The sequence below is a fragment of the Klebsiella sp. BIGb0138 genome, from assembly GCF_004342285.1.
In the GTDB taxonomy this organism is placed as follows: domain Bacteria; phylum Pseudomonadota; class Gammaproteobacteria; order Enterobacterales; family Enterobacteriaceae; genus Klebsiella.
The window spans coordinates 31,773-55,358 of sequence record NZ_SMCV01000012.1 but is presented as its reverse complement, the minus strand read 5'-3'; the positions used below and the strand labels follow the sequence as shown (position 1 = coordinate 55,358).

The 23,586-nt window shown below is 51.0% G+C and carries 39 protein-coding genes; 1 reads left to right on the top strand and 38 read right to left on the bottom strand.

Translation table 11 applies throughout. The features are described from left to right. Nucleotides 1-11: 11 nt before the first annotated feature. The 3 genes from EDF73_RS22505 to EDF73_RS22495 form a co-directional block, all read right to left on the bottom strand. The gene (locus tag EDF73_RS22505; protein ID WP_132731267.1) at nucleotides 12-788 is read right to left on the bottom strand and encodes an ORF6N domain-containing protein; all 777 of its coding nucleotides are present in this window, start codon (nucleotides 786-788) and stop codon (nucleotides 12-14) included. Nucleotides 789-852: 64 nt separating this feature from the next. Next, complete coding sequence (locus tag EDF73_RS22500) at nucleotides 853-1,674, bottom strand: phage antirepressor N-terminal domain-containing protein (protein ID WP_132731357.1); 822 nt, start codon at nucleotides 1,672-1,674, stop codon at nucleotides 853-855. A 73-nt stretch (nucleotides 1,675-1,747) separates the two neighbouring features. Continuing rightward, complete coding sequence (locus tag EDF73_RS22495; protein WP_132731266.1) at nucleotides 1,748-1,915, bottom strand: Arc family DNA binding domain-containing protein; 168 nt, start codon at nucleotides 1,913-1,915, stop codon at nucleotides 1,748-1,750. Between the two features lie 123 nt (nucleotides 1,916-2,038). Between EDF73_RS22495 and EDF73_RS22490 the strand changes: the two genes are divergently transcribed. Then, nucleotides 2,039-2,488 (top strand): Arc family DNA-binding protein, encoded by a 450-nt coding sequence (locus EDF73_RS22490; RefSeq protein WP_132731265.1) that lies wholly within the window; start codon nucleotides 2,039-2,041, stop codon nucleotides 2,486-2,488. Nucleotides 2,489-2,632: 144 nt separating this feature from the next. On the opposite strand, the gene EDF73_RS22485 is transcribed toward EDF73_RS22490, so the two are convergent. The 35 genes from EDF73_RS22485 to EDF73_RS22320 all read right to left on the bottom strand — a co-directional run bounded on the left by EDF73_RS22485 (nucleotide 2,633) and on the right by EDF73_RS22320 (nucleotide 23,579). Continuing rightward, the gene (locus tag EDF73_RS22485) at nucleotides 2,633-3,100 is read right to left on the bottom strand and encodes a hypothetical protein (protein WP_132731264.1); all 468 of its coding nucleotides are present in this window, start codon (nucleotides 3,098-3,100) and stop codon (nucleotides 2,633-2,635) included. A 47-nt stretch (nucleotides 3,101-3,147) separates the two neighbouring features. After that, nucleotides 3,148-3,477: a hypothetical protein gene (locus EDF73_RS22480; RefSeq protein ID WP_132731263.1), complete on the bottom strand. Its 330-nt coding sequence runs from the start codon at nucleotides 3,475-3,477 to the stop codon at nucleotides 3,148-3,150. A 67-nt stretch (nucleotides 3,478-3,544) separates the two neighbouring features. Then, a complete protein-coding gene (locus EDF73_RS22475) occupies nucleotides 3,545-3,712 on the bottom strand; it encodes a hypothetical protein (RefSeq protein WP_243655254.1) in 168 nt (55 codons plus the stop codon). Between the two features lie 167 nt (nucleotides 3,713-3,879). Beyond that, nucleotides 3,880-4,362, bottom strand: coding sequence for a hypothetical protein (locus EDF73_RS22470; protein ID WP_132731261.1), 483 nt, complete (start codon nucleotides 4,360-4,362; stop codon nucleotides 3,880-3,882). Between the two features lie 55 nt (nucleotides 4,363-4,417). Then, complete coding sequence (locus tag EDF73_RS22465) at nucleotides 4,418-5,590, bottom strand: phage tail tube protein (RefSeq protein WP_132731260.1); 1,173 nt, start codon at nucleotides 5,588-5,590, stop codon at nucleotides 4,418-4,420. Between the two features lie 23 nt (nucleotides 5,591-5,613). Further along, entirely contained in the window at nucleotides 5,614-6,006 is a 393-nt protein-coding gene (locus tag EDF73_RS22460; RefSeq protein ID WP_132731259.1) for a phage tail terminator-like protein, read from the bottom strand. Further along, the gene (locus EDF73_RS22455) at nucleotides 6,003-6,554 is read right to left on the bottom strand and encodes a hypothetical protein (RefSeq protein WP_132731258.1); all 552 of its coding nucleotides are present in this window, start codon (nucleotides 6,552-6,554) and stop codon (nucleotides 6,003-6,005) included. The genes EDF73_RS22460 and EDF73_RS22455 overlap by 4 nt, the downstream gene beginning before the upstream one ends. A 1-nt stretch (nucleotide 6,555) precedes the next feature. Continuing rightward, a complete protein-coding gene (locus EDF73_RS22450; RefSeq protein WP_132731257.1) occupies nucleotides 6,556-6,939 on the bottom strand; it encodes a glutamate 5-kinase in 384 nt (127 codons plus the stop codon). Nucleotide 6,940: 1 nt separating this feature from the next. Continuing rightward, nucleotides 6,941-7,351, bottom strand: coding sequence for a protein singed (locus tag EDF73_RS22445; protein ID WP_132731256.1), 411 nt, complete (start codon nucleotides 7,349-7,351; stop codon nucleotides 6,941-6,943). Between the two features lie 3 nt (nucleotides 7,352-7,354). After that, a complete protein-coding gene (locus EDF73_RS22440; RefSeq protein WP_132731255.1) occupies nucleotides 7,355-7,567 on the bottom strand; it encodes a hypothetical protein in 213 nt (70 codons plus the stop codon). Between the two features lie 39 nt (nucleotides 7,568-7,606). Further along, nucleotides 7,607-8,743, bottom strand: a complete 1,137-nt coding sequence (locus EDF73_RS22435; RefSeq protein ID WP_132731254.1) for a P22 phage major capsid protein family protein — start codon at nucleotides 8,741-8,743, stop codon at nucleotides 7,607-7,609. A gap of 88 nt (nucleotides 8,744-8,831) precedes the next feature. Beyond that, nucleotides 8,832-9,596: a DUF6651 domain-containing protein gene (locus EDF73_RS22430; RefSeq protein ID WP_132731253.1), complete on the bottom strand. Its 765-nt coding sequence runs from the start codon at nucleotides 9,594-9,596 to the stop codon at nucleotides 8,832-8,834. 388 nt (nucleotides 9,597-9,984) lie between these two features. Next, on the bottom strand, nucleotides 9,985-10,164 hold the full coding sequence (locus EDF73_RS22425; protein ID WP_132731252.1) for a hypothetical protein: 180 nt from the start codon (nucleotides 10,162-10,164) through the stop codon (nucleotides 9,985-9,987). Between the two features lie 34 nt (nucleotides 10,165-10,198). Then, nucleotides 10,199-11,311, bottom strand: a complete 1,113-nt coding sequence (locus EDF73_RS22420; RefSeq protein ID WP_132731251.1) for a phage minor head protein — start codon at nucleotides 11,309-11,311, stop codon at nucleotides 10,199-10,201. 1 nt (nucleotide 11,312) lies between these two features. After that, a complete protein-coding gene (locus tag EDF73_RS22415; protein WP_132731250.1) occupies nucleotides 11,313-12,701 on the bottom strand; it encodes a DUF4055 domain-containing protein in 1,389 nt (462 codons plus the stop codon). A 4-nt stretch (nucleotides 12,702-12,705) separates the two neighbouring features. Next, nucleotides 12,706-14,010 (bottom strand): terminase family protein, encoded by a 1,305-nt coding sequence (locus EDF73_RS22410; protein ID WP_132731249.1) that lies wholly within the window; start codon nucleotides 14,008-14,010, stop codon nucleotides 12,706-12,708. After that, nucleotides 13,988-14,977, bottom strand: a complete 990-nt coding sequence (locus EDF73_RS22405; RefSeq protein ID WP_132731248.1) for a terminase small subunit — start codon at nucleotides 14,975-14,977, stop codon at nucleotides 13,988-13,990. The genes EDF73_RS22410 and EDF73_RS22405 overlap by 23 nt, the downstream gene beginning before the upstream one ends. A gap of 3 nt (nucleotides 14,978-14,980) precedes the next feature. Next, nucleotides 14,981-15,481, bottom strand: coding sequence for a hypothetical protein (locus EDF73_RS22400; RefSeq protein WP_132731247.1), 501 nt, complete (start codon nucleotides 15,479-15,481; stop codon nucleotides 14,981-14,983). Nucleotides 15,482-15,582: 101 nt separating this feature from the next. Continuing rightward, complete coding sequence (locus tag EDF73_RS22395; protein ID WP_132731246.1) at nucleotides 15,583-15,807, bottom strand: hypothetical protein; 225 nt, start codon at nucleotides 15,805-15,807, stop codon at nucleotides 15,583-15,585. A 109-nt stretch (nucleotides 15,808-15,916) separates the two neighbouring features. Further along, nucleotides 15,917-16,156: a DUF2560 family protein gene (locus tag EDF73_RS22390; RefSeq protein ID WP_132731245.1), complete on the bottom strand. Its 240-nt coding sequence runs from the start codon at nucleotides 16,154-16,156 to the stop codon at nucleotides 15,917-15,919. A gap of 77 nt (nucleotides 16,157-16,233) precedes the next feature. Then, complete coding sequence (locus EDF73_RS22385; RefSeq protein ID WP_132731244.1) at nucleotides 16,234-17,526, bottom strand: DUF6575 domain-containing protein; 1,293 nt, start codon at nucleotides 17,524-17,526, stop codon at nucleotides 16,234-16,236. After that, entirely contained in the window at nucleotides 17,523-17,945 is a 423-nt protein-coding gene (locus tag EDF73_RS22380) for a hypothetical protein (RefSeq protein ID WP_132731243.1), read from the bottom strand. Before EDF73_RS22380 ends, EDF73_RS22385 begins: the two co-directional genes overlap by 4 nt. 154 nt (nucleotides 17,946-18,099) lie before the next feature. Beyond that, the gene (locus EDF73_RS27805; protein WP_132731242.1) at nucleotides 18,100-18,297 is read right to left on the bottom strand and encodes a hypothetical protein; all 198 of its coding nucleotides are present in this window, start codon (nucleotides 18,295-18,297) and stop codon (nucleotides 18,100-18,102) included. Further along, complete coding sequence (locus EDF73_RS22370) at nucleotides 18,248-18,523, bottom strand: hypothetical protein (protein ID WP_132731241.1); 276 nt, start codon at nucleotides 18,521-18,523, stop codon at nucleotides 18,248-18,250. The genes EDF73_RS27805 and EDF73_RS22370 overlap by 50 nt, the downstream gene beginning before the upstream one ends. Then, the gene (locus tag EDF73_RS22365; protein ID WP_132731240.1) at nucleotides 18,520-18,867 is read right to left on the bottom strand and encodes a hypothetical protein; all 348 of its coding nucleotides are present in this window, start codon (nucleotides 18,865-18,867) and stop codon (nucleotides 18,520-18,522) included. The genes EDF73_RS22370 and EDF73_RS22365 overlap by 4 nt, the downstream gene beginning before the upstream one ends. Beyond that, a complete protein-coding gene (locus EDF73_RS22360) occupies nucleotides 18,864-19,406 on the bottom strand; it encodes a putative peptidoglycan-binding domain-containing protein (protein ID WP_132731239.1) in 543 nt (180 codons plus the stop codon). Before EDF73_RS22360 ends, EDF73_RS22365 begins: the two co-directional genes overlap by 4 nt. Before the next feature lie 89 nt (nucleotides 19,407-19,495). Continuing rightward, a complete protein-coding gene (locus EDF73_RS22355; protein ID WP_243655253.1) occupies nucleotides 19,496-19,828 on the bottom strand; it encodes a phage holin family protein in 333 nt (110 codons plus the stop codon). Continuing rightward, nucleotides 19,812-20,207: a phage holin family protein gene (locus EDF73_RS22350; RefSeq protein ID WP_132731238.1), complete on the bottom strand. Its 396-nt coding sequence runs from the start codon at nucleotides 20,205-20,207 to the stop codon at nucleotides 19,812-19,814. The genes EDF73_RS22355 and EDF73_RS22350 overlap by 17 nt, the downstream gene beginning before the upstream one ends. Nucleotides 20,208-20,924: 717 nt before the next feature. Beyond that, a complete protein-coding gene (locus tag EDF73_RS22345; RefSeq protein ID WP_132731237.1) occupies nucleotides 20,925-21,722 on the bottom strand; it encodes an antitermination protein in 798 nt (265 codons plus the stop codon). Then, the gene (locus EDF73_RS27800; protein ID WP_240790569.1) at nucleotides 21,719-21,841 is read right to left on the bottom strand and encodes a hypothetical protein; all 123 of its coding nucleotides are present in this window, start codon (nucleotides 21,839-21,841) and stop codon (nucleotides 21,719-21,721) included. Before EDF73_RS27800 ends, EDF73_RS22345 begins: the two co-directional genes overlap by 4 nt. Beyond that, nucleotides 21,838-22,194, bottom strand: coding sequence for a RusA family crossover junction endodeoxyribonuclease (locus EDF73_RS22340; protein WP_064385686.1), 357 nt, complete (start codon nucleotides 22,192-22,194; stop codon nucleotides 21,838-21,840). Before EDF73_RS22340 ends, EDF73_RS27800 begins: the two co-directional genes overlap by 4 nt. Beyond that, the gene (locus EDF73_RS22335) at nucleotides 22,191-22,487 is read right to left on the bottom strand and encodes a DUF1364 domain-containing protein (protein ID WP_064385743.1); all 297 of its coding nucleotides are present in this window, start codon (nucleotides 22,485-22,487) and stop codon (nucleotides 22,191-22,193) included. The genes EDF73_RS22340 and EDF73_RS22335 overlap by 4 nt, the downstream gene beginning before the upstream one ends. Before the next feature lie 2 nt (nucleotides 22,488-22,489). Then, the gene (locus EDF73_RS22330) at nucleotides 22,490-22,696 is read right to left on the bottom strand and encodes a hypothetical protein (protein WP_064385688.1); all 207 of its coding nucleotides are present in this window, start codon (nucleotides 22,694-22,696) and stop codon (nucleotides 22,490-22,492) included. Beyond that, nucleotides 22,696-23,295, bottom strand: a complete 600-nt coding sequence (locus EDF73_RS22325; RefSeq protein WP_132731236.1) for a DUF1367 family protein — start codon at nucleotides 23,293-23,295, stop codon at nucleotides 22,696-22,698. The genes EDF73_RS22330 and EDF73_RS22325 overlap by 1 nt, the downstream gene beginning before the upstream one ends. A gap of 35 nt (nucleotides 23,296-23,330) precedes the next feature. Beyond that, entirely contained in the window at nucleotides 23,331-23,579 is a 249-nt protein-coding gene (locus EDF73_RS22320; protein ID WP_104897250.1) for a hypothetical protein, read from the bottom strand. Between the last annotated feature and the right edge of the window lie 7 nt (nucleotides 23,580-23,586).

Here is a 23,586-nt window from a genome sequence, read left to right as displayed (position 1 = left end):
TGGGCTGGTTGTTAGAACAATTTACGAAGATCCACTCCGTGAACAGCAAGCCATGCTTCGCGCGGCCACGACTTAACGGTGCCAAAGCGCGAATCGTCAACTTCGTGGGGCTCTACGCCATTCTCCCGGCACCATTTACGAAGTGGCTGCCATTGGAACTTCTGGTTAAGTTTCTTCTCTACCGGGATGATAGCGGCGTAGTTCTTTCCTTCCCCTACCCGTTCGGCCAACTTGTTTTTAGCGCGAACAGCTGCTGATGCTGTTGCCATCGCCGTGGCTTCACGTTTATCAGCGATCCAGAGCTTTTCCTTTATCGCCAGGTCACGCTGTTCAGTGACGATACGATTCTCTTTCACCTTAACCAAAAGGTCTTCAAGGGCCGCCTCATAGGACATTGGTAGTCCGCTGGTTTCTTGAGGACGAAAATACGAATCCTCCAGCCTCTCAAAGAAGGTCCACGCTTCATCAGTATCGATGATCTTGGACATACGAGCGGCGCCTTTTTCTGTCCAGAGAGCAAGTGAACGTGCATGTTTCCCAACAGAGCCACTATCAGTTACTCTGTTCTTAAATTCCCTTAAATCTGAACCAGTTAAAAGAAAGTAATGCTTACCATCCTCAAAGCGGTCAAGATTTCTGGAAAGGTTATTGCGAATATTCACCTCATCCGTCCCATAACCGTTAGCCAGAGTTTCGGTGGTTACGACGCGTACGCCAGCCCATTCGATAACAGGGAACGCATGGGGATCGACATCTCGCACTTGAACTGCTAAATTACCTTTAAGCATTATTTGGACCTTTTGCTTAGTTAGTGATGACCGCCAGCGCCAACTGGCGGTTTTTCTTTTTGCGCTATGGCAAACTTTGTATTGCTCCTATTAATCCTTTCGCTACCTCCTCTTTCGGGGCTACCAGCCACCCCTTTTTCCTGAAATAACTAACGAAACCTTCAAATGACATTACGACCTGATCCTCCTGCAGCGGCAAGGTCCCCTGAACTACGCCCTTTTCATCCAGATACAGCATGACCCGACTTGCGCTACGCGGGGGAAAGCTCACAGGAACGGGTGTGAACACTGGCTCGCGGGGCAATAATTCGCCTTCAAGGGCATTTAGGTAATCAATTGCCTCACCAATCTGTGTTGGCTCCAGTTGGTGTATGTGCTCAACATCGAAACGCTGATGTACCAGTTTCCATATATCGGGGTAAATCCTCCCGAGCCCGGTAGCAATCAATCGCTCTGCGGTTTGACGCAGTGGCGTTAACTGCTTTGCGGTGGATCTTTTCACTTTGCGCGGGTTAACTGCCTGCCCCTTCGTCCAGTAGTCATAAAGCACGTCGTCGCACTCTTCCTGATAACGAATCACGCGCTCGCGGAACTCTGTGCGAACTTTGTTAGGGCTGATGGTGTTCAGCCATGCAGCCAATTTGCGAAGGGCAAGGCAAATCATTGTTTGTATACCGCCAGTTGAAGGTATTGCGATTTCCACAATGCCTTTGGAAAAGCGTTGTTTTAGCTTGGTAAATTGAGACGCCCAATCCATTCCCATTCCCTCAACAATCGGTTTCATCGGGGTATACGGCTCGCCGTTGTGGTTCACCACGTACAACTCAGAGCCGTAGAACGGGACGTTGATAGTGCATTCAGTAGGTTTTATTGCTAAATTAACCATGTCGATATTTCCTTCGCGGGATTTGTTCGATAAGGAGCCCTGACTATCGCAAGTAGTTAGGGCTTCGTCGTTTTTATGCTTGAGCACTTTTCTCTCCAATCAGGCCGTACGCCTTTCGCAGTTGGTAAATCAGCTCTGTATTGAACTGGCGACACTCTTCTTCACCATTCCGCTCGATGGCACGTTTGACATCATCTGGGAAGCGCACCTTGCGCTGATACATATCTTTTGCCTTTTCCATTTACCCTCCTAAATGCCCCACCGTGAGACACAAATTAAAGTGTCACACCGTGCGTCATTGATGTCAACCCCACCGTGGGGCATAATTTACATATTGTGAATTTTTGTAGGCGAAATGCATAACATGAGCAGAGAAGATCCCCAACTTAGAATAAGGCTTCCTATTGAACTTAAAGAGAAAATTGAAGAGTCATCAAAAGAACGTAGGCGTTCAATGAATGCTGAGATCGTAAGTAGATTGGAACATAGTTTTATCGAAGAAATCCCCTTTTCGGAGCTTCCGACAGTTCAAGATGCTATTAAAATCGTCAACAAAGCGAAGGATGAACTATCCAAGATTGTCTATGAAAAGACGTACACGGAAATTATAAATAAAGCTCGTCTAGGACATACAACATTTCACATTCACCTGAGCGATCTTGAGCTTGAAGGCCTAAGTGACGACGATTTTGAAGCAGTATTTAAGCTTACCTTTGATAGTTTAAAAGAAAACGGATATGAAATTCCGGATGCAACTTGGGATGTATCAGGTTTTATGGTCATCATCCCTCAAGAATTCCATAAGCCCACCTAACTGTTAAAGAGCATCTACTGGAGTGATTAAACCGCCAGTTAGCGCCCAAAGATAGGCTTACAAAAGAAGAAATTACCGCTAAGGTAATTTGAATAGATAGTGAGAATTCAAATAGCACAAAATGCAAAAGCCCACCTAAGTGGGCTACTGCAACTTAACCCCCCCCATAACAAACCGTTTATCACTTTTGTTATAGGCCTCAAAATTTAAGGATTTTCCTTCATTCGATCTCACAAGATTTACTTCGCCGTGATCTCCACTAACGCCTTTCATCGTGAAAGAAGTAGTCTCCTGACCAGCAAAGCTGCTATTACTGATATCGCTTTGATAATAGACATTACCGTCAACAATCATATCTACACGCCCGCTGTTGTGCAGGTACAACTTAGTGTGATGCCATTTACCTGTCCCGGTCAGATCGCCAGAGAGGAATTCGCAGTTAAAAGAAACATCACCTTTTTTACATTCGGAAGTCATTTCCTCTTTACCGGTGGCAATCATCTCAGCAACAGATAGTGGATCTTTAGGGGGAAGTAACTTTGATATTTGAAACTTGTCATCACAGCCCAACAATGCCATTAAACTAAGCCCGATTACCAAAACCTTTTTCACATCCCTACCCCCATCAGCAAATAGCCACCCGGAGGCGGCGACCAGAATTAACCCGAAACGCTGTTATCTGAGCATTTAACAGCTTTAAGGGACTCAAGTTGCTGAAGGCGGGCCTGGGCCTTTTTACGCGCTTCACCTTTAGCCATACCATTACCAATCCCGAAATCTCCCAGGGCTCCAAGTACCGTACGACCGTCAAATTGCCCCGTCGTCTCGATCTCACTCTGGATACTGTGAGTTTTGGCAATTTCCTGCTTAATCGCGGTGCAGTCTAATGCTGCTGACTCTTCGCCGGTTACCGCAGGAGCTTGCGGATATTGCTTCGTTGCACACCCAGCGAGAAGAAGAACAAAAGCTACCATTACCGTTTTTTTCATTATTCGTTTCCTTTAGATTGCAATCGGAAACATCCTAACACATGAATTATGTAGGGCAATGCTACGACTATTTGGTGTTGCTATGCCGCTTCTGTTCAACAGCCCAGACGTCGCGCCAGGCATCATCCAGCGCCATTATCGCAGCATCAAACTCTGTACGGTCAATCAGGATAGAACGCGAAGCCAGGTAGCGTTCGATGTCGCCCAGCGAAAGCGGCAATGGCACGCCAGCCATGCCGACGTATTGCCGCGATCGGGAGATGATGGCGTAGGCATTAAGAATTTCTGCTGTTACACCGTCGATCTCAGGTTCGGGGATAGCCGGTAGTCCAAGTTTTTCGCGTTTCCACTTCGCTTTATCTCCCCTTTCCCCTCCAAACTCACTTAACCACTTCTGCGCCTCTAAGGCTTTCCCACGGTCTCCTGAGTCTGCAGCTCTTTACCCTGAGCAATGTTTGCGGCTTCAGCCATGATCTGCCAGTAAAGTTCCGGGTGCTGCTTCAACATTAAAGCCCCGAGCTCAGGTGTGTAATCGATCGCAACCTCCACACCATCCACCAGTTCGCCCACGCCTTCCCACCCTTTCAGCAGGTAACGGGCACAATTATCAATCAGGAGATCGTCAACGGAATCAATATCACCCACGTTGGCGAGGTCAAAATCCGTGGTACCGACCTGATAACCAGCATCCATTTTATCAATATGGCGACGAACCAGCGCATTACGTGATCGATATTGAGGATTCTCGCTACTGGCCACCAGCAGGCGGAGTTTAAACAACGACTCCTCCTCAGGGGTGAATTTCTTTTTGCTGTCCTCAGGCTTTTTGTATGGAAAAAACCAGCGCTCGCCGTTGAGGTCAATTTTCGGGTTGATGATCAGCATAAAAACTCCATGAAAAAGCCCGAACCGCGATACTCAGCGGAACGGGTCAGGAAAATTAAGGGGTCGTGACGGTAATTTCTGAGGTTGCGGTAAAGGCTCGCGCTTTGCCGGTAATAGTGGCGATACCCGCAGCATTACGCGTGACTTTCGCTGTTTTCTGGCCGGTTGAGACCACGCTGGCAATCGCCGGGTCCGAAGAGGTCCACACAACAGTGTCACTGGAGTCAGCGGGGGTTAACGTAGCGGTAAGGTTAACCGTAGAACCAACCGCACCCGATGAAGTGGCCGGCGCTACGCTGATGCCCGTTGCGGGAATACTCGGAACGCGAGTGATCGTCGGTGGCGTATTAGCTGCCGTGATATCGAGTTGGACCTGAACAATATCGGTGTTGCCGGCGTCCGGCCAGTCGCCGGAAATCTGAACCTCAGGGAAATCGAAGGTATAGGCGCCTTCAGTGTTTTCCAGGGTGAAACTGAAAGGTACCGTTTCGCCGGTGAAGGTTTTTTTGTAAACCTCCCAGGCTGCTTTTGACCATGAAAGCGTGACCTGTCCAGAAGGCGTGAAGGTTGTCGGGATATTTGCTCCGGCGAATGCGGAACCGGTACCGATACAGCGCTGGGTCTGCATGTTATTGTCGAACTGGATATTGAACGAATCCACACAGAACCCGGTACCGCCATCAACGCCGTTGAGCCGGATATTCGTGACTTCCTTGAATGAGTATCGCAGCGTGCCGGCGGTATCCACTGGCGTGGTGAAATAGCTGGTATCGTCACCTTTCGTTTCCCAGTCCAGACCAGCAAACGTGATGGTCGCGGTAATATCCCCGCCGCCCGGGATTTCCATCTGGAAAGTACCAACCTGGCAGCCGCGAGCAATCTGAGCGATACCCACGTCATCGGCATAAGTGGCCACTGAAAAAGTGATGCGCCCGTTGCCCATTGTCAGCACGTTGTTTACCCATTCAGCGCCGAAGCAACTGGCAAGGAAATCATCATGCTGATTCCAGCGAAACCTCGTGCCGACATCGCCACCGACATCTACCGTGCCGCGAGACACGCCCTGCGCCATGCGGTCACCAGCGATTTCATCGTTATCGTTAGTATTCTGCGTTGGCTTCACACCAAACGAGGTACGGCGTAGCAGGCTCCATGAGCCCACAGTAGGCGTGATGCCGGGGGTTGTCTCGCGAATTACCGCTGATACTACTTTTGCACCTGAGCTCACAGGAGCCTCCTGTTTTTTGTGCGCTACAGAGCGCGATAAGGGATTTGAAGATTGAGTTGAGACCAGCCATCGGTTTCACCCGCCGGCACAGCAGAGACGGCGAAATAACTCAGTTTTCCGTCGTCCTGAAACTCGAAAAGCTCGGTTAACCGATCCGCCGTTTGGGAAATCAGCAGCGTTCCAGAGCCTACCGGAACGAACAGCTGGATAATGAGTACGCCAGTCCTGTGGACGACCGGCCCCGCCCCGATTTCGGTTGCACCTGCCTGCCCTGAGATATTGGTGAGACGGGCCCAGATGCTGCGACCGCTGGGGTCGAATACCGGGCCATTGGGATAGTCCACCGACTCGGAGGCAATAGCGGTCTGCGCCGCCATTCGGGAAATGACAGCGTGTCTGATTTCTGTGAGGGTCATTTGTAGGCCTGAATCACACCATTAAACGAGACGGCATAAACGCCTGTTGGCGCCTGTGTTGAGTGTCCATTCTCCAGCGGCACGGAGTACGGGAGGTTTGACTGGATATAAATCACCGAATAGGCTTGCACCTGGTCGATGATGTTTTTGCCGTTGAGAAACGTCATCGTGCCCCGCGGGTCAGGTTCGTCCGGTACTGAATAATCCGGCGCGCCAATACTCACGAAATGTGACGCCCTGAAGGTGCCAGCACGGTAGCCAGCGGAGCGTTTAATATCCATCCCGTCATTAACCTGCACTTTTTTTCTGAGCCGCCCGGTTTTCGTCAGGTTCGCAGGGTCGGCATAGAGGGACTCGTTCCACTCTCCTACCGCTTTGTTGTACTGAACGGCAGTGGCATTAATGGCCCACAGCTCAGGGTTCCCTACCGGAGACCGTTGCACGATTTCATTCAGCAGTTGAATGGCGATGGTTCGCTGCCGCAACCTCACATCATCGGCCACCAGCCCGGCAAACGCCGCCGGGTCGATACTCCAGCCCTTAGACATATCACGCCCTCCGTAACTGGATGGAATACGCAGCACCGGCAGAATCAGCCGCGGCTGTTATGACCTCGTAGCGCTGAACCTCTTTGGTAATGGGGTCCGGCGCCGTGATGAAGTGTCCGACCGCCGGCTTATCGCTCACCTCGTTAACCAGGGCGGTTAATTTCAGGTCACCATGCAGGATGTTAACGCCATCGATACGGCGTAGTTTGTACCGCGCCAGAACCCCGCGCCCCGAATAGCTCACCAGCGTTTCGCTTCCGGTTTCCGTTACCGGATCCCATGTGCCACGAACGGTGTAACTGCCGGTGAACTCATTAACAGCATCGCTCAGGTCGGTATCAAAGGCCGCTGCGACTTCGGCCTGCAGCTCGTCACGAATGCCCACATCACCCCCTCACCAACCGCACCTGAGATTGACTAACGCCATATGGCTTTAGCATTGCCAGCGCCAGTTGCAAATCAGGGTCAAGCAACGCGGTACTGTTGGTGGCAAGCTCGGCAAACGTCTTTGACACAGAGACATCGTCGGCATCCACTGTCTTACTTAGCAGCACGCCAGAATCGGTTTTCTGCTGATAAAGACCGCCATTTGAGGCCGCTAGCGCTGCATAGGCTCCGGCCTGTTTCACATCGTCAGGAATGATGGTTTCGTGAGTTGCCTTATTGCATGGCAGTTTCAGATTGAGGCCATTCATCCAGGTGTTAGCCATCAGGACAGATTTAGCTTTTTTGCTTTCATCGGTCCAGGATGCCCCAAGAATCGAATCAACATCTTCAACGGTGATGAAGGTAATCATGCATCACTCCATTTCTTTCCAGCCGTGTGCCTTCCAGTTTTCCACCTCGTCAGGGTGAACATCAGCGGTAGTCGGCGCGCCTGGGAATGCCTGGAAATCGGTAACCATCGCCACCAGCTGCGGTTCCTGCGGTGCAGGAGTATTGTTATCAGCCTGCGTAGATGCAAGTTGCCCAGCAGCTCGTTGAGCACGCTGTTCTTTGGTTAATCCGGCCATTTGTCCTCCATTAAAAAAGGGGCCGAAGCCCCTTATTCACTAACCCAGCAACAACACTGAATGTTCCGGCTTAACCGACGCAACACCCCAGGACAAACCGACTTCGTAACGCACCTGCCGGTACTGACGGTACAGCGCCACCTGGTAAGTAATGCCAGATACCGGGTCGGTAACGTTCATCACGTCATCCGCGGTGTCGCCGCCCTGCGGCATTGCCGGGGTTCGGGACGCCAGCAGGAATGCATTGCGATCGAACGCCATGTTTGCGGTGTAGGAACCACCAGCAGTAATAGCGGCATTATCGGCCAGCGCCTGACGTAAGCCCGGAGCTGCCAGTGTGATAGTCGTGGCGGTTGCAACAGCAACCAGGTATTTATTGCTGTCACCGTCAAAAGTCACGATGTCACCGGCTGCAAAAGCACCTGTACCAGTATCAATCGCGATCAGGATGTCGCCTTCGGCTTTAGCTCCATTCACCAGATAACCGGCAGCAGCAGATGCAGCATGTTTTTTGACATGCGCGGATTCGTGAATGTTGAAACCTTCCAGACGACCCACCACACCTTCACGCAGTAGCGCATCAGTACCGGACTCATTCACTTTGAACAGCACAGACTGTTTGCCGCGAAGATTGGCAATAGCCGAAGAGCCGAGGGCCATTTGCAGATCCGTAGTCGGGGAGCCGTTATCGGAAAGAACCTGGCGCGCATTCGCCGCATCAGACAAATCACCCGCAATACCGAATGGAGCGGTGCCGGCAGTGCCAACGGCGCGGGAAGTTGCGTAATACAACGCGGCCAAATCTGCATCCATCTCATTCGCCAGTGCGCGAAATGCCTGTTTGAACTGATCCGCCAGAATGGTGTTGTAGGTACCTGCCGGCCCCAGCGCCAACTGTTCCTCACCATTCCATTTGACCGGAGCCATTTTGGATTTAGTGATTTTGACATCAACGGTGCCGATCGTCTGGTCGCCGTCATTCGGCGCCGTGGCTCCCGGCGTAATATCGACAGTAGTTGCCGGTGGCGCAACAGGAGCGGTTACTGTCTGGTCTTTCGCCGCCGCATCAGCTTTGGCATTGCGCGATACGGCCGGGATAAAACCGACCTGCTCGCGCGATACGGTATCCAGAGCCGTAAAGATAGTCGGGATCAACCCGGTAAGCGTGTTAGCCATTTATATGGATTCCTTCGAGATTAAAATTTAGGGTTGGTTGAGCTATCCAGCTCCGGCACCAGCCGCCATCCGACGACTGGCAAAAGAATTAATCGACGATGGTGATACCGTCTTTGAGGGTCGATTGCTGATCAGTCGGGCTCAGACTGGTGAAGGCGTCACGTTTCATCGTTTTTTGTCCCGATGCATGTTGCGTCTGGCGCGAACCGGTGCCCTGATTGCCGCTGGCTTTCAGGATGTGGTCTTTTTGAGGATACTGCTCCACCAGAAACTCCAGCGCCTCATCAAAGGCCGCCAGTTCCCCAGGTTTAGAGCGGGAATAAATTTTGTTGCCGGAGCCGTCGTAGGCAACGACTTTGCCATCCTCAACTTTGAAGGACTGACCAAAGCGCGCCTGCAGCATATCGGCCGGGATAGCCACTTTATCTGCGATGAATTTTGAGCCAGAGAACCGGCCGCCGATCATTTCCTGATAAAGCTGACCTTCCAGGGTGGTCGCGCGCTGAGTGGCTTCATCAAGCTGAGCCTGGAACGATTTGGTGATATCCGCTTTCACCTGATCAACAGCACCCGCGTCGATCAGCTTTTTCTGGTCGATTTTGGTCATCATCTCCAGCGCTTCGAGCGCCTTCGTCGGGTCACCAATTTTGGCAAATTTAGCCAGGTTGGCTTCAGCAGCTTCTTTGGCTTCACGATGAGATTTTGCTTCGCCATTCAGCGCGGAAATTTTCCCAACCGCCTGCACAGCATCAAAACCGACCTCCTGTCCATCGCCGTGGACGTAGACGGGCAGACCGTTCGCGTCAATTTCTGCATACTGTTTGCCGTTTACTTCTGCTGTTTTCAGTTTCATGTTGATACCTTTTCGGGGTTATCCGACCGTTGCACCGCTCACCATCCGGATTACGGCAATAAAAAAGGCCGCCCGAAGGCAGCCTGTTGTGAATTTCAGATAATAAAAAAGGCCGCCGAGGCGACCCTATGTAATCAGCTTAATTTGCTACTACTATGGTAGAGGAACTCAGTTACTCCAGATTCCTTTTCACCAAGAAATGTGTATGTATCAACAGCGTTACTGTAACTTTTAGATTCAACGTTGAGAACCCTGACAGGCCCTTCGCTTGCATTGTTGTCAGGGCAGATATCCGTATCTTTTAGTTCCCGTCCATTGTGCGGCCCACCTATCAGTAATACCGTCATAACAATCTCACCCTAGCGACCTTTAAACAGTCATCTCAACGTTAATAGCTAATGAATTCTGGGACATCACTCCCGAGCGTCGTAACTTCAATCAAATTGCTTTCGTCAATTAACGGGACCTTTTTTCGATAACCGCCAATGGATACTTCCACCTGACACGGTACAAAGACATCTTTCCCATCAACAATAATTTTCATTACATCCGATTGGTTTTCGCCCATGCTGACCTCAAGTGAAGATGTTTTATACAGAATATCACATCCCTGCATTCGTGAACGCCTGCGTGTCACGGTTGCGGAGTTGGTCCAGCGTCAACCACTCGCCCCTGTCGTTGTAGAACTCATCAGGAGACATGCCGCCATCACGAATCAGCCTGGCACGCGTCACACCGACAATCTGGGACTGCCGCGTGAATGACTGTCGCGAGAACCAACCCTGATAATCGGTATCCGCAGGCACCTGACCGTCCATGCTGGCACGGGAGCTATCCGATATTTGCCCCACAGCAATACCGAGCTCATCCGCCGATTTGAGTATGTAGGTTTCGGTGCTGCGGCAGCAGAAATGAATTTTCCCTGGGCCCTGCAGGTAGGGGATTTTGTGCCCGATGGGTTTGTTATCCAGGGTGTATTTGAGCCGGTCACGAATCCGGCAATCTTTTGATGTCCGATTATCCAAAGTGGATAGCCACTGCTTACCCTTCAGAATGTCGTCGTTCGCCGTCGCAAAACTCTGGCGCGCTGTCTGCGCAAGGTGTCCTACGGCTGTTTTGGCAATACTACCGGCGTTTGAGCGGCTCATTTGCAGCGCGCCGTCCTGGTAGCCGCGGTTAGCGTGGCCGCGAACTTTACGCGCAATCTGTTCCGTTGTATCGCCCAGCAGGAAACCCTGCCGAACGGTATTGGTGATGCGCGTCATGCGATCGGCTTCAAGGCTGCTCGCCCACTCGCTCAGTAACCGCCCCTGAAAAGGTCGAGCCATAGCTGCGGCATAAACGGCGTCCGGGGAAATGCCCACCAGCGGATGAAGCGCCAGCACATCATCAGGGATCGCGAACTGAAATAGGCTTAACTGAAATCCTGCCTCATGCTGCGCCAGCTCCTGCAGCTCGCCGGCGAGGCTTTCGCTCATCGACTGCACCACATCACGATTTAGCGCCCTGACGCTGACCAGCAAAGCTTCCAGCCGCGACACAGTAAAGCTCTCCGCATCGAAGGTATCCATCGCCACCAGCAGCCGGGCCGTCAGTTCCGCATCGCTATCATTCAGGATTTTTATCATCCTGTTCGCAACGCCGGTACTGTACTGACTCACCCAAATTGCATGAGCCAGACTTTCGTCGCCGAGTTTTTCATTTGCTGTTGCCATCTCAACCGCCTGCAAAGTTTACTGGCGAATTTTTCAGCTCGTCGATCACCTCTTCCGGATCCGCGTCCGGGTCGATGAATTTCAACGCCTGCAGCGCACGAACGGCATCAATCTGGCGAATATCTCCACCCTGCCGTAATGACTGAACTGCTGTCGCCGCGGTCGCATCATAGGTCTGCGCCGAAACATCCAACTCAGTGCGTACATCGACATTGCCTCCCTCTTTTTCGCCCAGCCATTCCGCCATGATTTGAAGGATGTTATCGAGAGCGTCCTCCAGAGAACTCGCCATCGTATATAGCGGTGAATTCTCCTGCATGCGTTCTTCATTGGTTTGGTCTACTGATTTGGTGGACGTGTTTTCTGCACGCAGCAGTTTTGCCCCTGCCTGGCGCATCTGGTTTTCCAGGTCTTCCAGCGAGATTTTCCCGGCACCGATAGCTGCGCCAGAATGCTCGACATATTCCAGACCCTGCCGCTGCCTGTCCTCGAAGCGGGTCGCAGTAGAAGAGCCGATCGTCAACGATTCGCCATCAGCCAGGCCGTAAGCCACCAGCAGCGGAACACGCGCGACATGCAGGATGTTGTCCTGCTCGCTCTGACTCTGCCAGTGCTTGATATTCAGCAACGCCAGATTCAGCAGCGGCGGAGAGCCGCGCATAAATCCGGTGCGCTTCGTGTAGAGCGTCACCAGAGGAATATCATCACGGCTGGTTTCCCACTCGTCGTAAATCTGCCACTGGCTTTCACCGTTATCCCCCTTGTTACGGCGGTAAATTTCAACCTTGCGCGGCATGATATGGCGTATTTGCTCCACCTTTGTCTGCCCGTAATCATCACCATCGACAATGATCACCTCTTTGATGCGCAGGTCGGTCAATGCCACCTTCCCTTTGACCACTTTCGATTTCCACCCTATGACCTGGCGGGGGTTAAGCATCGTGGCATACGGGCGAGAACCTGCGGCTTTTTCGTCAGCTTTTGTTTTTACCGCCCCCGTGTCAATTTTCGGGAAATCCACCAGCGCATGCACCAGACCATATTGAAATCCGATGCTGAAAAATTGCTGTGCCCAGACATCGAGCCGGTTCCCTTCCATATCAATATCGGGTGCCAGCTCCTGTATGAGTTCAGGCGTGTCCTCACTCAACACCGTCGGCTCAGCAAACACCCTCCCGATGTTCTGTTTGATGGCTTCCTCATAGGCCGGGAGAAGCGTTGCTGTTGCTAAACGCTCCTTGTAGCTGTCGGGGTCCTCGTTAGGCCACTTAGGGAGATACGTCGCCCCCTGACGTCGCATTTCCAGCGTCCCGCCCATCAGCGCATCGTTGATATCCCACGCCTCTATCATGTCGTTGTAGTCGAGATTGGGTGTTGAAATATCTGGCATGGTTTTACATCCGAAGTGGTGTTGTTTTGCCTGTCGGTTTGATGATCGGGAACTGTTTCACGATGAAATAGCCGCCGGCATCGTTGGGGTGATCGTTATCCGCCGATTTATCCGGCTCCCCGTTCTCGCTCCATACTTGCTGTTCGAGCGATTCGGTGTATACCGGGCAGCGTTGCACGTTCACTTTGTAACGCCTCTCGCCGTTGCCGTTACAGAACATGGCATTCATCGAATTGATACGGTCTTTTACCGGCGGGTTTGAATTGTTCACGATCACATTGAAACCAGCCTGCTTAAGCTGGGCGATATCCGTAGTGCTGGCATGAGCTGATTTCCGGGAATCGCCAGAAGCGTCTGGGTAAATGTAGATTTCCCGCACCTTTCGGTAGTCATGGCCGTCATACAGCCAGAATCGCTCTTTGATGATGCGAATCATGTCCGTAGTGTCGTAAGCCTTGATAATTTCCGTTACGGCAAAGGGGAGCCCGAGGCGGAGAACGTGAACAATCCCGGCCATTTTCCCCACGTTGAAATCCATACCGATATAAAGCGGCTCACCCGGCTGCTCTTCTTCTTTGCAGTTATTAAGCTTGCGGTCGAACTGGTGGTAAATCGTCCCGCTAGTCAGGTTGGTAAACTGGCCGCGCAGGTACGCTTTAATCAGCTCCGGCGGATAAGACTCCATCAGGGACGGGATGTAGTCCTCCGGCAGGTTTTTTTCGTTGTCAAACGTCGATGCCTGCACCAGGCCGTACAGCGTTGAGAGCGAAGGCTTATCGCGTACAGCTTTTGCGAACTGCTGATAAACGAATTTAAACCCTTCCGGCGTCGTGGTGACATCTATTCCGTTACGCAAACCCGGCACTTTGTAACGCATACGGGCAATGATTTTTCGCCAGGCTAACTCTGCCTTTTTGGCGGGCATTACGTCTAGCTCATCAATCAGCGCATTGCCGATTTTAAAACCCACGATGGTTTGCGGCTTCTCCATTGAGCGGCAGATTGTCGTTCCTCGATACTGGCGCCCGGCGTAGAAGTGAACCTCTTTATTACTCTCGTTGATTTTGACATTCAGCCCCCAGTCAAAGGCCACCTCTTCAACCGTGGGATAAAAGATGTCGCGGATCTGCGGATAAGTTGGTGCAAAGTAGCCCTGGTTGATTTTAGGGTGTTCCCACATCCCCTTGCAGATACCGCCGCAGCCGACCCACGTCTTACCGGAACCAAACCCGGCCACGTAGGCTTTAAATTTGTGCTGCATTGCAAGAAATCGTGCCTGAGGGATGTTAAGCGTCGGTGCTATCGCCATCCTCTTCCCTCACTCTTGCATCCACGACGTTGATATTGATTGCTACCGGCGTCGGTTCGTCATCGTCCGGATCCTGAAGCTCTTTCCGTAATTTTTCGACCTCCAGCTGCCGGCGCTCGATTTCAATCTGCTGCAGACGCTGGGCAAATTCACTATCAGCCAGCCCGAGGCGTTTCATCACAGCCTCGTACATTCGTTCGCGGCTAATGGCGGTTATCTCAACACCATTCTTACCGAGTTTCACGCCGGAATAGGCAAGCGCAGCATCCGGGGCTAGTTTGCGCGTATCAGCGAAGAACGGCTGGCCGATGCCGTCGCCATTGCAGCGGGGGCATTCAGGATTAGGCGCGCTGGTGTGGTCGTAACCATAGCCGCCATCATCCAAAGGCTCGCGACGTTTACGCTCAAGCGCTTCGAGTCGTTTCTCTTCGTACTCAACCGCATCGCGCCATTGATACTGATGGCCGAAGCCCCAGCAGTATCGACAGCTCCCGCGGCGATACTGTGAAAGCTGGTTGGCATCGAAGGTGGCCAGTTGCCACATCTGCTCAAGAACTTCATCGGCGCTGCCGAGCGTGCGCACGATGGACGCTTTCTGCTGCTGCGCAATGGCCTGCGCAACGTTAGGATTCGTTAGGAGCTGCCGCCCGTAATTTGGGTCACTATAGCCCGCACGCTCAGCGGCAGAAGTGGCGTTCTGGTCCTTGAGGTATTCGGCAATAAAGCGCTTTACCTTTGGACTGAGTTTGCTATCCACCAGCTCTTCTGCGCACTTTTCCTTTTGCGCAGTGCGCAATTTCTTCTGCGCAGGTTTTTGCGCAATTTGCGCAGAAGGTTTTTTGATATATCGACGGGCGGTAGCGTAGTTCAGTCCCTGCGCTTCACACCAATCCTTCGGTGATACGCCGGTTGCGGCATGTTCGGACAGGAACCGTTGCTGAAGCTCGCCCCAGTCCGGTTTTGCCATGAGTTAATCCTGTTTGATGTTTTGGACTTCTGCGCTCGTCGTGAATGACTGAACCTTGCCACCGCTATACACATCCATTTCGGTGGCTATACGCACGGCTTCAATAGCATTCTTCCCGCAATACATAGCCGCTCTGGCAATCATGCCACCGCTTCCCATTGCGTAGGGGTCAAGCTGCAGGGATATTGAGGCATGCGTTTTATCGGTACCTTTACTGATAATCCACGCCCGACCAGTTCCAGCCACAGCCAGTGCGCTGAATTCACTTTCCGGGTTAAAGGTCGAAGCGTAGGTAAGACCTGAACGCATCGTGTCCTGAACCTCAAACTCTGCACCGCAGTCTCCGGAATAGCCGATCGCAAGTATTCTCTCGCCATTGACTGCCCATTCTTCATTATCGCGAGGATAGAATAGTTTTTGCTCTCTCAGTGTACAGACGGCATCACCTGCACTCGCCTGGCTATCAAAGGCTAGCGTGCGCCCATCCCATGCGACTGTCGTCATACCTAAATTCCCTTGATTAAAGCCATTACAAAAGCCACCCTGTTAGAGGTGGCTTTTGTAATAGTGTTAGCAATCATCTAATTGGATCGATTATATAAAAATCACTCGCTGTCTGTATCTAAAGCATCCTGAATCGCATCAGCAAGTTCAGCAATTTTGCTAGTAGCAAAATCCAAGTCTTGATACATCTTTCCGCCAGATGAATCACCAGCTGCAGAGGCAGCAGATGCCTTAGCTACTTCCAGTGCAGCTTTAACTGCAAGTAAGCGCTGGTGATTTTCAATGGTGACTCCAGGGTCCGGCAAACCAAAATATCCATCAAGCATTTCATTCTCCTTTTTCGCAGATTATCTGCAGTATCAGGATAGGAGCGAAATGCTTAAATTTTCAACTACCCATTATCACAGGCACTCAGTGAATGCCTGCTGTAATGCCTTAGCTGGATAGGTCTGTGTCGAAAAGCGCCAGTGCTTCGGTCGCTTCCTGAATCGCTTTGATGGTCTTGGCGACCAATTCGGATTCAGTCGTCACGCGGCTGTATTGCTGGATAAAGATCTGATACTTCAGCTGACTATCCTGGACGAATGAAATCGCCTTAGCAGCGGCTGCTGTGTCGTAGTTCAGGGTGGAAAGCAGGTTGAGCCGAATTTGCTCTTCTGCGGTGATTTCTGCCATTTTTTACCTCTGCAGTTCTTGCAAATATAAAAGCCTCGCAGGTGCGAGGCTTAAAAAATAGTATTCATCGACTGAACTTAAAGGGGCGTGTAATGCCCTTTTAGCACCTTACACCAATGTCTTATGGTTCTAGACCTCCTAGACACGGTTTCGGCACTTAAAGAATGGCATTGCTCTAAAAGAAAGCCTTCTGCAGTTTCCGGTTCTAACTGAGAGAGATTTTCAACACCCGCCCAATTTATCCAAGCCCAACCTATATGACTGGTTTCAAAACATCTCGCCGCAATCTTAAGTTTAACATCGTCTTCTGATTGAATTAACTGCTGACCAACTGATGTTACCTTACTATTATTATCAAGGAATCCTAATACCTTAGCAGCATGAATATAATAATATATGTGGCGCTCCTGCAGACCTGTATTGAACTCACTGCAAGGTTCGCCACGCCATTTTACTTCAACGATATTAAAAACTCGCTCTAAGGTATCGGCTTGCGGTATCTGGTGACCGCTAACAGATAACATTGATAACTTATTGATATCTTTTAGATAAAAATCAGCCCCAGCCTTTGTCAATACAAAAATCAATTCACCAGTCTCGTTGCTTCTGAGCTCCATGTTTGTACCGGAAGAAACAACTGCCTGAAAAAGGTTTGATAGTGACTGAATATCAATCCCTTTTTCATTAATGAAATCAATTACATTAGCTCTTGCTTCTATCAAAGAGCTTAAAGATTTTAACAATTCTTCAAACAAAGAAAGCTTCTCTGCCTGAAATGAGATTATGAACGACCCTGGGCGAGCATCAACTGGACGTAATTTGTCTTTAAGGCCGCCAAAATCCAAAAGACTGTTGTATAGATCGCTAAATCTGTCGCATACGCTTGAAACATTGCCTAAAACAAGATTACTTTCACTTTTCCTAGCGCTTTTTTCCAAATGTATTTCATGCGTGGAGTATTTTATTGGTGCGCCAATTCGTCCATTACCAAGAACGGGAACAACCGAACTAATGAATAATCCACTAGCAGGTAATTTATAATTATTTAAGTCTTCTGCATACAAAACATCCCAAGCGGGAGTCTCATCTCTATTGTAAGGAGCCTGTACCTTGTAAAAAAAACTTTGCTCATGCGCAGTTAGAGCCGAGTGAATATCTATTCTCTTTCTTTCAATTAGCTCAAGTTTAGTTGGGGATACCGGTATGATAAACCAACTATCTGAATTTTCATCTTCAGAGATCCAATACACTACGTATAAAGAGCCAACTTCATTTTCTACTGAAAAGAAACGAGGCTCTTCAAAGAATTCATAGACTCTTTTATAAACTAATGTTCCCATCATAGTTTTGGGGAGGAAGATATTACTCATTCGCCTTCTCCCACACATTCGAAGTGTTCATGTACATGGCTATTAGTTCTAAGCCAAATTGTGTAATGAGCAGGATCTGCAAAAGTTTTTTTCATAACACCCATTAATGGGGTTACCTGACCTTTAGCAACCAAACGGTCGCCCAATGCTTCAGGAAATTTGGCTTTAGCATCATTGGCACCTCTCATTTCAGAAAAGAAAGAGGTTCCAAAAATACATATTAAAGCCTCACCTTTACATTTTTTATGGCGATTCGGGTACTCTTCATGCGTCGAGAGAAAACATTGTGCAGAAGGGGGACTTACACGAACTAACCGAAAAAATTCCCCCTCAGCATCTTCGGCTGCCTTCGGTGGTACGCCTTTAGGAAAAAATTCAGGCCATGCATCCTGAAAAACTTCTGCTGCGGCTTCTGACATAAAAATCATCCCGTGTAGTCAAAAAATCTGCCAACACGTTATTGATTGATAGTTAGAAACTTACATTTGTTGCTGGCATCATCAGCAATATAGCAAAAAAATTTTTATTGTGAACACCAATTTGCTCTCAACTATTTACCGCTCCCATAACTTGTTAACTTGCACTTTTAGCATTCATATACTTAGCACAGATAATCTGCACCATTTTGTTATGCGTCAGAATGTCACGCTTGGTCTGCGTGTCCAGCACATCAATATCGTGGTCGGTCAGGTAGATGATCCGCACCCAGCTGCAGGTGGTATCAACTACCACTGGGGCGGGTAAATTTTTCGCGCAGCTCGCGATCAACATCGTCATCGCCCATACGCTTAACGTCTTCCTGTACATCACTGGCCCCTTTCGTGACTTCAGCACGGCGTTCTGCCGCGGCGACAGTAGCAGCGGCGTTTTCTTCGGTGCGTTGCTGCTCTGCCTTTGCTTCGGCTTTACTGGTGCCGCGGGCGTGACCGATACCGAACGCGCCGGCGATAGCTCCCAGTATCACAACCACCAACCCGGCGATTATTTCAAAGCTCATTGCGGCGATCCCTTCAGTTCGTCGGCCTTTTCTTTCAGCGCCGGCTGCCTTACGTATTGCGATAGCACCGCCAGAACTACCAACGCGGGACTAATCATCGCCACGATATTGGGCGGCAGAATGCCTTTAATGTCCGGCGGTAGCAGCGCCCAGGCGTGAAGAGCTGCATCCGGGAACGACTGCGCCCAAACTCCAATCAGCGCGCCGGCAGCACCCAGCCTCACAGACCACGTTTTCAGCAACAGGCGGGCATGGACAACAAACTCCAGGCGCGTGTATTTGCGCAGTAGCAACAGGACCAGCACGGCCACCAGCGCCAGCAGGAAGAAAATCAGCATCTTCATAACACACGCTCCTTCACCCAGCCGTAGAGAAAGTCCTCGTTTGCCTCGCGCCCTTCAGCCAGTTCGAGATACCTGGCACCCTGGCTGCAATTCAGTGCTCTAAGTAGCACCTGCTCGCCTTCTTTCCCGCGGGCAGAAAGATACCCCTTCAGAGCGGTGATGGTTCGGGGTCCAATCGCGCCATCCGGGATAAGGTCAGGATAAAGCTTCCCACGCATATTCATTGCTGTCAGCCAGCGCTGAAAGAACTTACTGGCGACGCTGGGTCCCATGTTCACGCCAGTGTCACAAAGCTCGTCCGCCAGAACCGTTGACAGACTCGCCACCTGGTCAAAGCGAGGACCTGACCAGTAGTCATTAAGTAGGATTTGCTTTGCGGTTTCCCGCGGAAGGTTTCGCATGTCGCCGGTATACCCATGTGCGCGGGCGGTGGTTTGGGTGATGCCCCAGCGGGTCGGCCCGCCTTTATCTGACGGATGATCGACATAGCCGCCTTCTTTTCCGAGGATGCCCTCGATGACTTGATCTGCTGTTGCCATGATTATGCCTTGTTATTGTCTCTGTCTTTGTCAGCGCGCAACTAACCCGGCGCTGATACCAGCCGCCACCTGAAACTGTGATTGATTCATTAGTGCCTCAAAGTATCTACCAGACGCGCCACGTTACCCCGAGCCCACAGCACGGCGGCGCAAATAAGGATGTTTGCCAGAACCACCAGCCAGTGTGACTGAGGGTACAGACCGAAAATTAGTTTTAAGGGGATGGTGGCGTACACCAGAATTGTCAGGTAAGCCAGAAACGATATTGCTGGCCGGTGTCTTGCGCCTCGACGCTGATAGAACATTAACGCTCCGATTATCAGCAGACAGAGGATCGAATTCACCTTTGCCGTGGTATCACTTATCAGAACAGCGTTAACCATCTGGCCGAGCATCATTACCGGATCATTTGCTATTACCATTTGAACCTCCTCCCCATATTCGGGAAAGTATTCCAAACAGGCCTTTCAGATCCTGACTGTCGAGGAAGGTAAGCACCTTTATGCATAAAGCTGAAAAAATAACAGCACCCAGTGCATCCAGCGGTTTATCGTAATGGGTTAGTGAATTCAACTTTGAACCCGCCAGCCCGGCGCCAAGCACGCCCACGATAAACGATGTCAGGAAATATCCAGCCAGCCTGATTCGGCTAATATCTGCCGCGGTTACCACATAAAAAACGGAACCAGCAAAGGCACCAAACACGACGCCGTAATCAATGCCTGTCGCCAGGCCAAACACACTGGCGCCAGCAAGCCCCGCCGACGCAACTGCGGTGCCAGAAATAGGTTCTGCGGACATATGCCCCTCTTTATTGCTGTGAGTTCCTCTCTGAAGAGGGGAAAGGAATGGGCGGCCCTGTTAACGCATAGTTGGCGCTATGCGTTTAACCTGCCCGGATTGGGTTATGAGCCCGTCAGACAGTGGGCCTATTTGAAAGGCCGCCAGATGGATTTACGACAAAGCACAGAGCGAGTGACGTTCTGGCGGCACAAATGAAAAAGGCCACGCAAATGCGCAGCCTAAAAATTTTGCCCGCTTACTGGTACGGGGAGCTCAACTGCAGTTTGCTCAGATTCAAATTGTGGCCCTGTTTTGGAGTCGCTTTGCGGTCAACTGGGACATGTAGGTTTCGCATCGCGATCGGGATTCGCTTCAGACGCTGGCCCCGCTGCCTATATGTGCCGGTTACGTTTATCCGGCGGCTTTCTCCCGGTTAAGCCCTAAGGTAAGGGATAGGGTTGTGACACCAGGCCGCTACACCTGCTTACTTCCTGCCGCTCAGTTTTGGTATTAACCGCCAGCAACTGCGGCCCAGCCGATTCACAGGTCTTTGCGGTGGCCTACGTTGCAGCTCGCTTGAGCACGTCACAAATAGAAAAGGCCCGCAGATGCGAGCCCAGAAAAGCAAAAACCCCGCCGAGGCGAGGTCTAAACGTCTTTAACGTGGGCGAAATATCCCATCGTTGAAATGAGATTAGCCAATTTCCGCCACGTTTGCAATAGCCTGCTGAAAAATCACCTCGTTACCTTTTCGAGAATCTTTTCTGCAAAGGACTCTTCAACGTGGCAATACTCCACCAGTCGATCGAAGAACAATTTGAAGTTTCTGCGCCAGCTCGTTTCAGTAACGCCCAGCGCTTTGAATACCTCCGTGTCTTTCAATCGCGGGTAGCCACGCCCGCTGCAACGAGGACATTGCTTAAAAACGGGAAGCCCCTGCAGCTCAGATTTTTTTTTATCCAAAACCTCGCCACGTCCACGGCAGCGGCATTCGTTCTTTGTGCTTCCCTTCCCGTTGCAAGCTTTGCAGATTACCCTTACCTGCTCACGAATGGTTTTAACTTCCTCCCAGTCTGATGGGGAGATCCCCTTCGTAACTTTGACCCATTTCGGTGGCTTGCCATCTGGGTAGGTCACTTTGTTGGTGAATACCTCCGCGTCAATGAACCCGGCCCCGCCGCAACTACTGCAAGTCACCCTGCTTGCGGCGCTAAGCGAGTAATCCCGAAAAACGTATTGGGCCAGAATGAGCAGGAATGCTTCTCGCTGTTGTTCCGGCATGGCCTGCAGCGCGCGGTTCCGGCTGGCGCGTTGAGTGGCAAGCTCATAGATAAAGGCGAGGATGTTGTCCGTATGAAGAACGCCCGCTTTTGCCAGGTAGAGCTCGATGCCTATCGCTGATTTTGAAGTTGCCAAACCAAGAGCTGCCATAACATCGGTAATCGACAGTGTTTCAGCGGTGATCCCACATGGTACAGCGCCGGGCATCATCGACTTTGGCGAGAAAAATTTCGGTAATGCTTCAAGTTTCACAATGATTCCCCTGCTTTCTGTGGCTGATTGGTTTTGGTACGGCTATGTTTCGCTACTGGCGGCATACTGGCGCGCTTAACGCTCTCGGTTTGGTACTGCATGAAGTGATCGAGGGTCATAGAGATTCCCCAATGATGATCTGCCCTTTCTCGCCCCATATTTTGGTGATGCGGCAATCCCAGACGTGTGAATCATCGTCATAGAGGGCGTCCATTAGGGCTTTCAGCATATTGTCGCAGTCGGGCTTTGACTGATGTGGACGTCCTGCGTATTGCGCCCTCTTTTTCTGACTCCAGCTTTGCGGCATAGGCATGACGAACGTGACGTGAGCGCCGGACTCTGGCAGGTAAATGTTGCGAAGACGAGCTTCATCACAGAATGCCCGGTAACGCATTACTGCTGGACGCTGCTTCCACTTATCAGCTCTGGTCATCCTGGGTTTGCCGATTGGCGTGATATCGTAGATTTTCATGATTTGATAAGTCCCTCTTTCCGCCAGATTTCCAGGGTGCGCATTACCCCCTCAGCGTGCATCAGGCGCAATTCGTCATAGGTGAAATCGGTGGTTTTGGCTCGGCCGTCGATCACGTCATGGCACCCGTTGCATGCTATGGCTGCCTGGGTGTCGTCCGGCTTACATCCAGTACCGCACGTCCCTGCCAGTCGGTAATGTGCCAGCACGCTGGTTTCCGGGTTGCCGTTGCAGTGCCCGGGGATCCGCACGGTACATTCGCGGCCACGCGCCGCTTTGCGTAGGTTCGCCATAATCACCCCCACATCCGGTTACGCCAGCGGGAATCCGGGCGCGGAGGGTTCTTGTCCTCCTCCAGCTGCACGCTGACGGTCCAGGTAAGGAGGTCAGGGTTTAAACTGCGTTCAACCTTTATCCCTCGCTGACGGTATTTAGCCACCAGTTCATCGGCCTGCAGAGTTGTGCATTCCGGGTGATGAAACCATGAAATAGTCATAGCCATCACCCCGCGAAGCTCAGCAACTGGTTTGCGGCGTTCTCTGCTTCCAATGGGCTGTTGAATGAACGGGAGAGGATCCACCGCCAGAGAACATCCAGCGATGCTTTATACAAATCCTGAAATTCGCATTCGTCCATGCTGGCGAAAGAAATGCTGCGAGGGTGTTTTTTAAGGGTGCCGTCCGGCAGCTGTATGGCGTCATAGTGACCGGCTTCGACAATGACCCACGCCCGATAGGCGTCGAAAGATTTGCAAATGCTGATGCTGCCTGCGCGTTTCTCTGCTATCCGGTCGAGGTATTGCTCGGCGGCATCGAGTAACGCTGATTCATTGCCGCCATACGCTGCCAGGTATTTTGCATACCCGGTCACCAGTCGGCGTTCATTGGATGAGATCGCCCCGCCGGTAGGCTCCCAGTATTCGAATCCGAGATTGAGTAAAGCAAAGTAACGGCGATGAAAAGCCGGATTGCGGACGAGTTTGTAGTCGGCTTCCAGGACGGCGCCGAGCTTGCATTTTGATTGAAGAAAATCGCTGTTCTCCTGCGTGGCAGGGATCAGTATGCCTTGAGACTGCTTTATTAGGTGTAATTGCTGCGCCATCGTTATCTCCGGTGGCGCAGTAGGTTAACGGTTGTTCAGGCCGTTGATTTCATATTATCAGAAGGTGGCAAAACTCGGTAGCCAAGTCGTTGAGCAAACTTCATAAATCCATTCAGCGTAAAAATCTCTTCATCTGGCAATAATGGGCGCATCGAAATTATGCCATTAACCCTGTAAACCAGATGCCTTCCTTCGGCCGGGAAGCTACAAATAATGGCACCGTCTGATCTCCTAACAACGTCGTACCAGGAATGATCAGCAGGAACCTCAATACCATCACTCACATTACCC

Bases quoted from the DNA above. Each gene is read 5' to 3' on its own strand.
- EDF73_RS22505 (WP_132731267.1), bottom strand. From the start codon at position 788: ATGCTTAAAGGTAATTTAGCAGTTCAAGTGCGAGATGTCGATCCCCAT.
- EDF73_RS22500 (WP_132731357.1), bottom strand. From the start codon at position 1,674: ATGGTTAATTTAGCAATAAAACCTACTGAATGCACTATCAACGTCCCG.
- EDF73_RS22495 (WP_132731266.1), bottom strand. From the start codon at position 1,915: ATGGAAAAGGCAAAAGATATGTATCAGCGCAAGGTGCGCTTCCCAGAT.
- EDF73_RS22490 (WP_132731265.1), top strand. From the start codon at position 2,039: ATGAGCAGAGAAGATCCCCAACTTAGAATAAGGCTTCCTATTGAACTT.
- EDF73_RS22480 (WP_132731263.1), bottom strand. From the start codon at position 3,477: ATGAAAAAAACGGTAATGGTAGCTTTTGTTCTTCTTCTCGCTGGGTGT.
- EDF73_RS22475 (WP_243655254.1), bottom strand. From the start codon at position 3,712: ATGGCTGGCGTGCCATTGCCGCTTTCGCTGGGCGACATCGAACGCTAC.
- EDF73_RS22470 (WP_132731261.1), bottom strand. From the start codon at position 4,362: ATGCTGATCATCAACCCGAAAATTGACCTCAACGGCGAGCGCTGGTTT.
- EDF73_RS22460 (WP_132731259.1), bottom strand. From the start codon at position 6,006: ATGACCCTCACAGAAATCAGACACGCTGTCATTTCCCGAATGGCGGCG.
- EDF73_RS22455 (WP_132731258.1), bottom strand. From the start codon at position 6,554: ATGTCTAAGGGCTGGAGTATCGACCCGGCGGCGTTTGCCGGGCTGGTG.
- EDF73_RS22445 (WP_132731256.1), bottom strand. From the start codon at position 7,351: ATGATTACCTTCATCACCGTTGAAGATGTTGATTCGATTCTTGGGGCA.
- EDF73_RS22440 (WP_132731255.1), bottom strand. From the start codon at position 7,567: ATGGCCGGATTAACCAAAGAACAGCGTGCTCAACGAGCTGCTGGGCAA.
- EDF73_RS22435 (WP_132731254.1), bottom strand. From the start codon at position 8,743: ATGGCTAACACGCTTACCGGGTTGATCCCGACTATCTTTACGGCTCTG.
- EDF73_RS22430 (WP_132731253.1), bottom strand. From the start codon at position 9,596: ATGAAACTGAAAACAGCAGAAGTAAACGGCAAACAGTATGCAGAAATT.
- EDF73_RS22425 (WP_132731252.1), bottom strand. From the start codon at position 10,164: ATGGGCGAAAACCAATCGGATGTAATGAAAATTATTGTTGATGGGAAA.
- EDF73_RS22420 (WP_132731251.1), bottom strand. From the start codon at position 11,311: ATGGCAACAGCAAATGAAAAACTCGGCGACGAAAGTCTGGCTCATGCA.
- EDF73_RS22415 (WP_132731250.1), bottom strand. From the start codon at position 12,701: ATGCCAGATATTTCAACACCCAATCTCGACTACAACGACATGATAGAG.
- EDF73_RS22410 (WP_132731249.1), bottom strand. From the start codon at position 14,010: ATGGCGATAGCACCGACGCTTAACATCCCTCAGGCACGATTTCTTGCA.
- EDF73_RS22405 (WP_132731248.1), bottom strand. From the start codon at position 14,977: ATGGCAAAACCGGACTGGGGCGAGCTTCAGCAACGGTTCCTGTCCGAA.
- EDF73_RS22400 (WP_132731247.1), bottom strand. From the start codon at position 15,481: ATGACGACAGTCGCATGGGATGGGCGCACGCTAGCCTTTGATAGCCAG.
- EDF73_RS22395 (WP_132731246.1), bottom strand. From the start codon at position 15,807: ATGCTTGATGGATATTTTGGTTTGCCGGACCCTGGAGTCACCATTGAA.
- EDF73_RS22390 (WP_132731245.1), bottom strand. From the start codon at position 16,156: ATGGCAGAAATCACCGCAGAAGAGCAAATTCGGCTCAACCTGCTTTCC.
- EDF73_RS22385 (WP_132731244.1), bottom strand. From the start codon at position 17,526: ATGAGTAATATCTTCCTCCCCAAAACTATGATGGGAACATTAGTTTAT.
- EDF73_RS22380 (WP_132731243.1), bottom strand. From the start codon at position 17,945: ATGTCAGAAGCCGCAGCAGAAGTTTTTCAGGATGCATGGCCTGAATTT.
- EDF73_RS27805 (WP_132731242.1), bottom strand. From the start codon at position 18,297: ATGTTGATCGCGAGCTGCGCGAAAAATTTACCCGCCCCAGTGGTAGTT.
- EDF73_RS22370 (WP_132731241.1), bottom strand. From the start codon at position 18,523: ATGAGCTTTGAAATAATCGCCGGGTTGGTGGTTGTGATACTGGGAGCT.
- EDF73_RS22365 (WP_132731240.1), bottom strand. From the start codon at position 18,867: ATGAAGATGCTGATTTTCTTCCTGCTGGCGCTGGTGGCCGTGCTGGTC.
- EDF73_RS22360 (WP_132731239.1), bottom strand. From the start codon at position 19,406: ATGGCAACAGCAGATCAAGTCATCGAGGGCATCCTCGGAAAAGAAGGC.
- EDF73_RS22355 (WP_243655253.1), bottom strand. From the start codon at position 19,828: ATGGTAATAGCAAATGATCCGGTAATGATGCTCGGCCAGATGGTTAAC.
- EDF73_RS22350 (WP_132731238.1), bottom strand. From the start codon at position 20,207: ATGTCCGCAGAACCTATTTCTGGCACCGCAGTTGCGTCGGCGGGGCTT.
- EDF73_RS27800 (WP_240790569.1), bottom strand. From the start codon at position 21,841: ATGACCCTCGATCACTTCATGCAGTACCAAACCGAGAGCGTTAAGCGC.
- EDF73_RS22340 (WP_064385686.1), bottom strand. From the start codon at position 22,194: ATGAAAATCTACGATATCACGCCAATCGGCAAACCCAGGATGACCAGA.
- EDF73_RS22335 (WP_064385743.1), bottom strand. From the start codon at position 22,487: ATGGCGAACCTACGCAAAGCGGCGCGTGGCCGCGAATGTACCGTGCGG.
- EDF73_RS22330 (WP_064385688.1), bottom strand. From the start codon at position 22,696: ATGGCTATGACTATTTCATGGTTTCATCACCCGGAATGCACAACTCTG.
- EDF73_RS22325 (WP_132731236.1), bottom strand. From the start codon at position 23,295: ATGGCGCAGCAATTACACCTAATAAAGCAGTCTCAAGGCATACTGATC.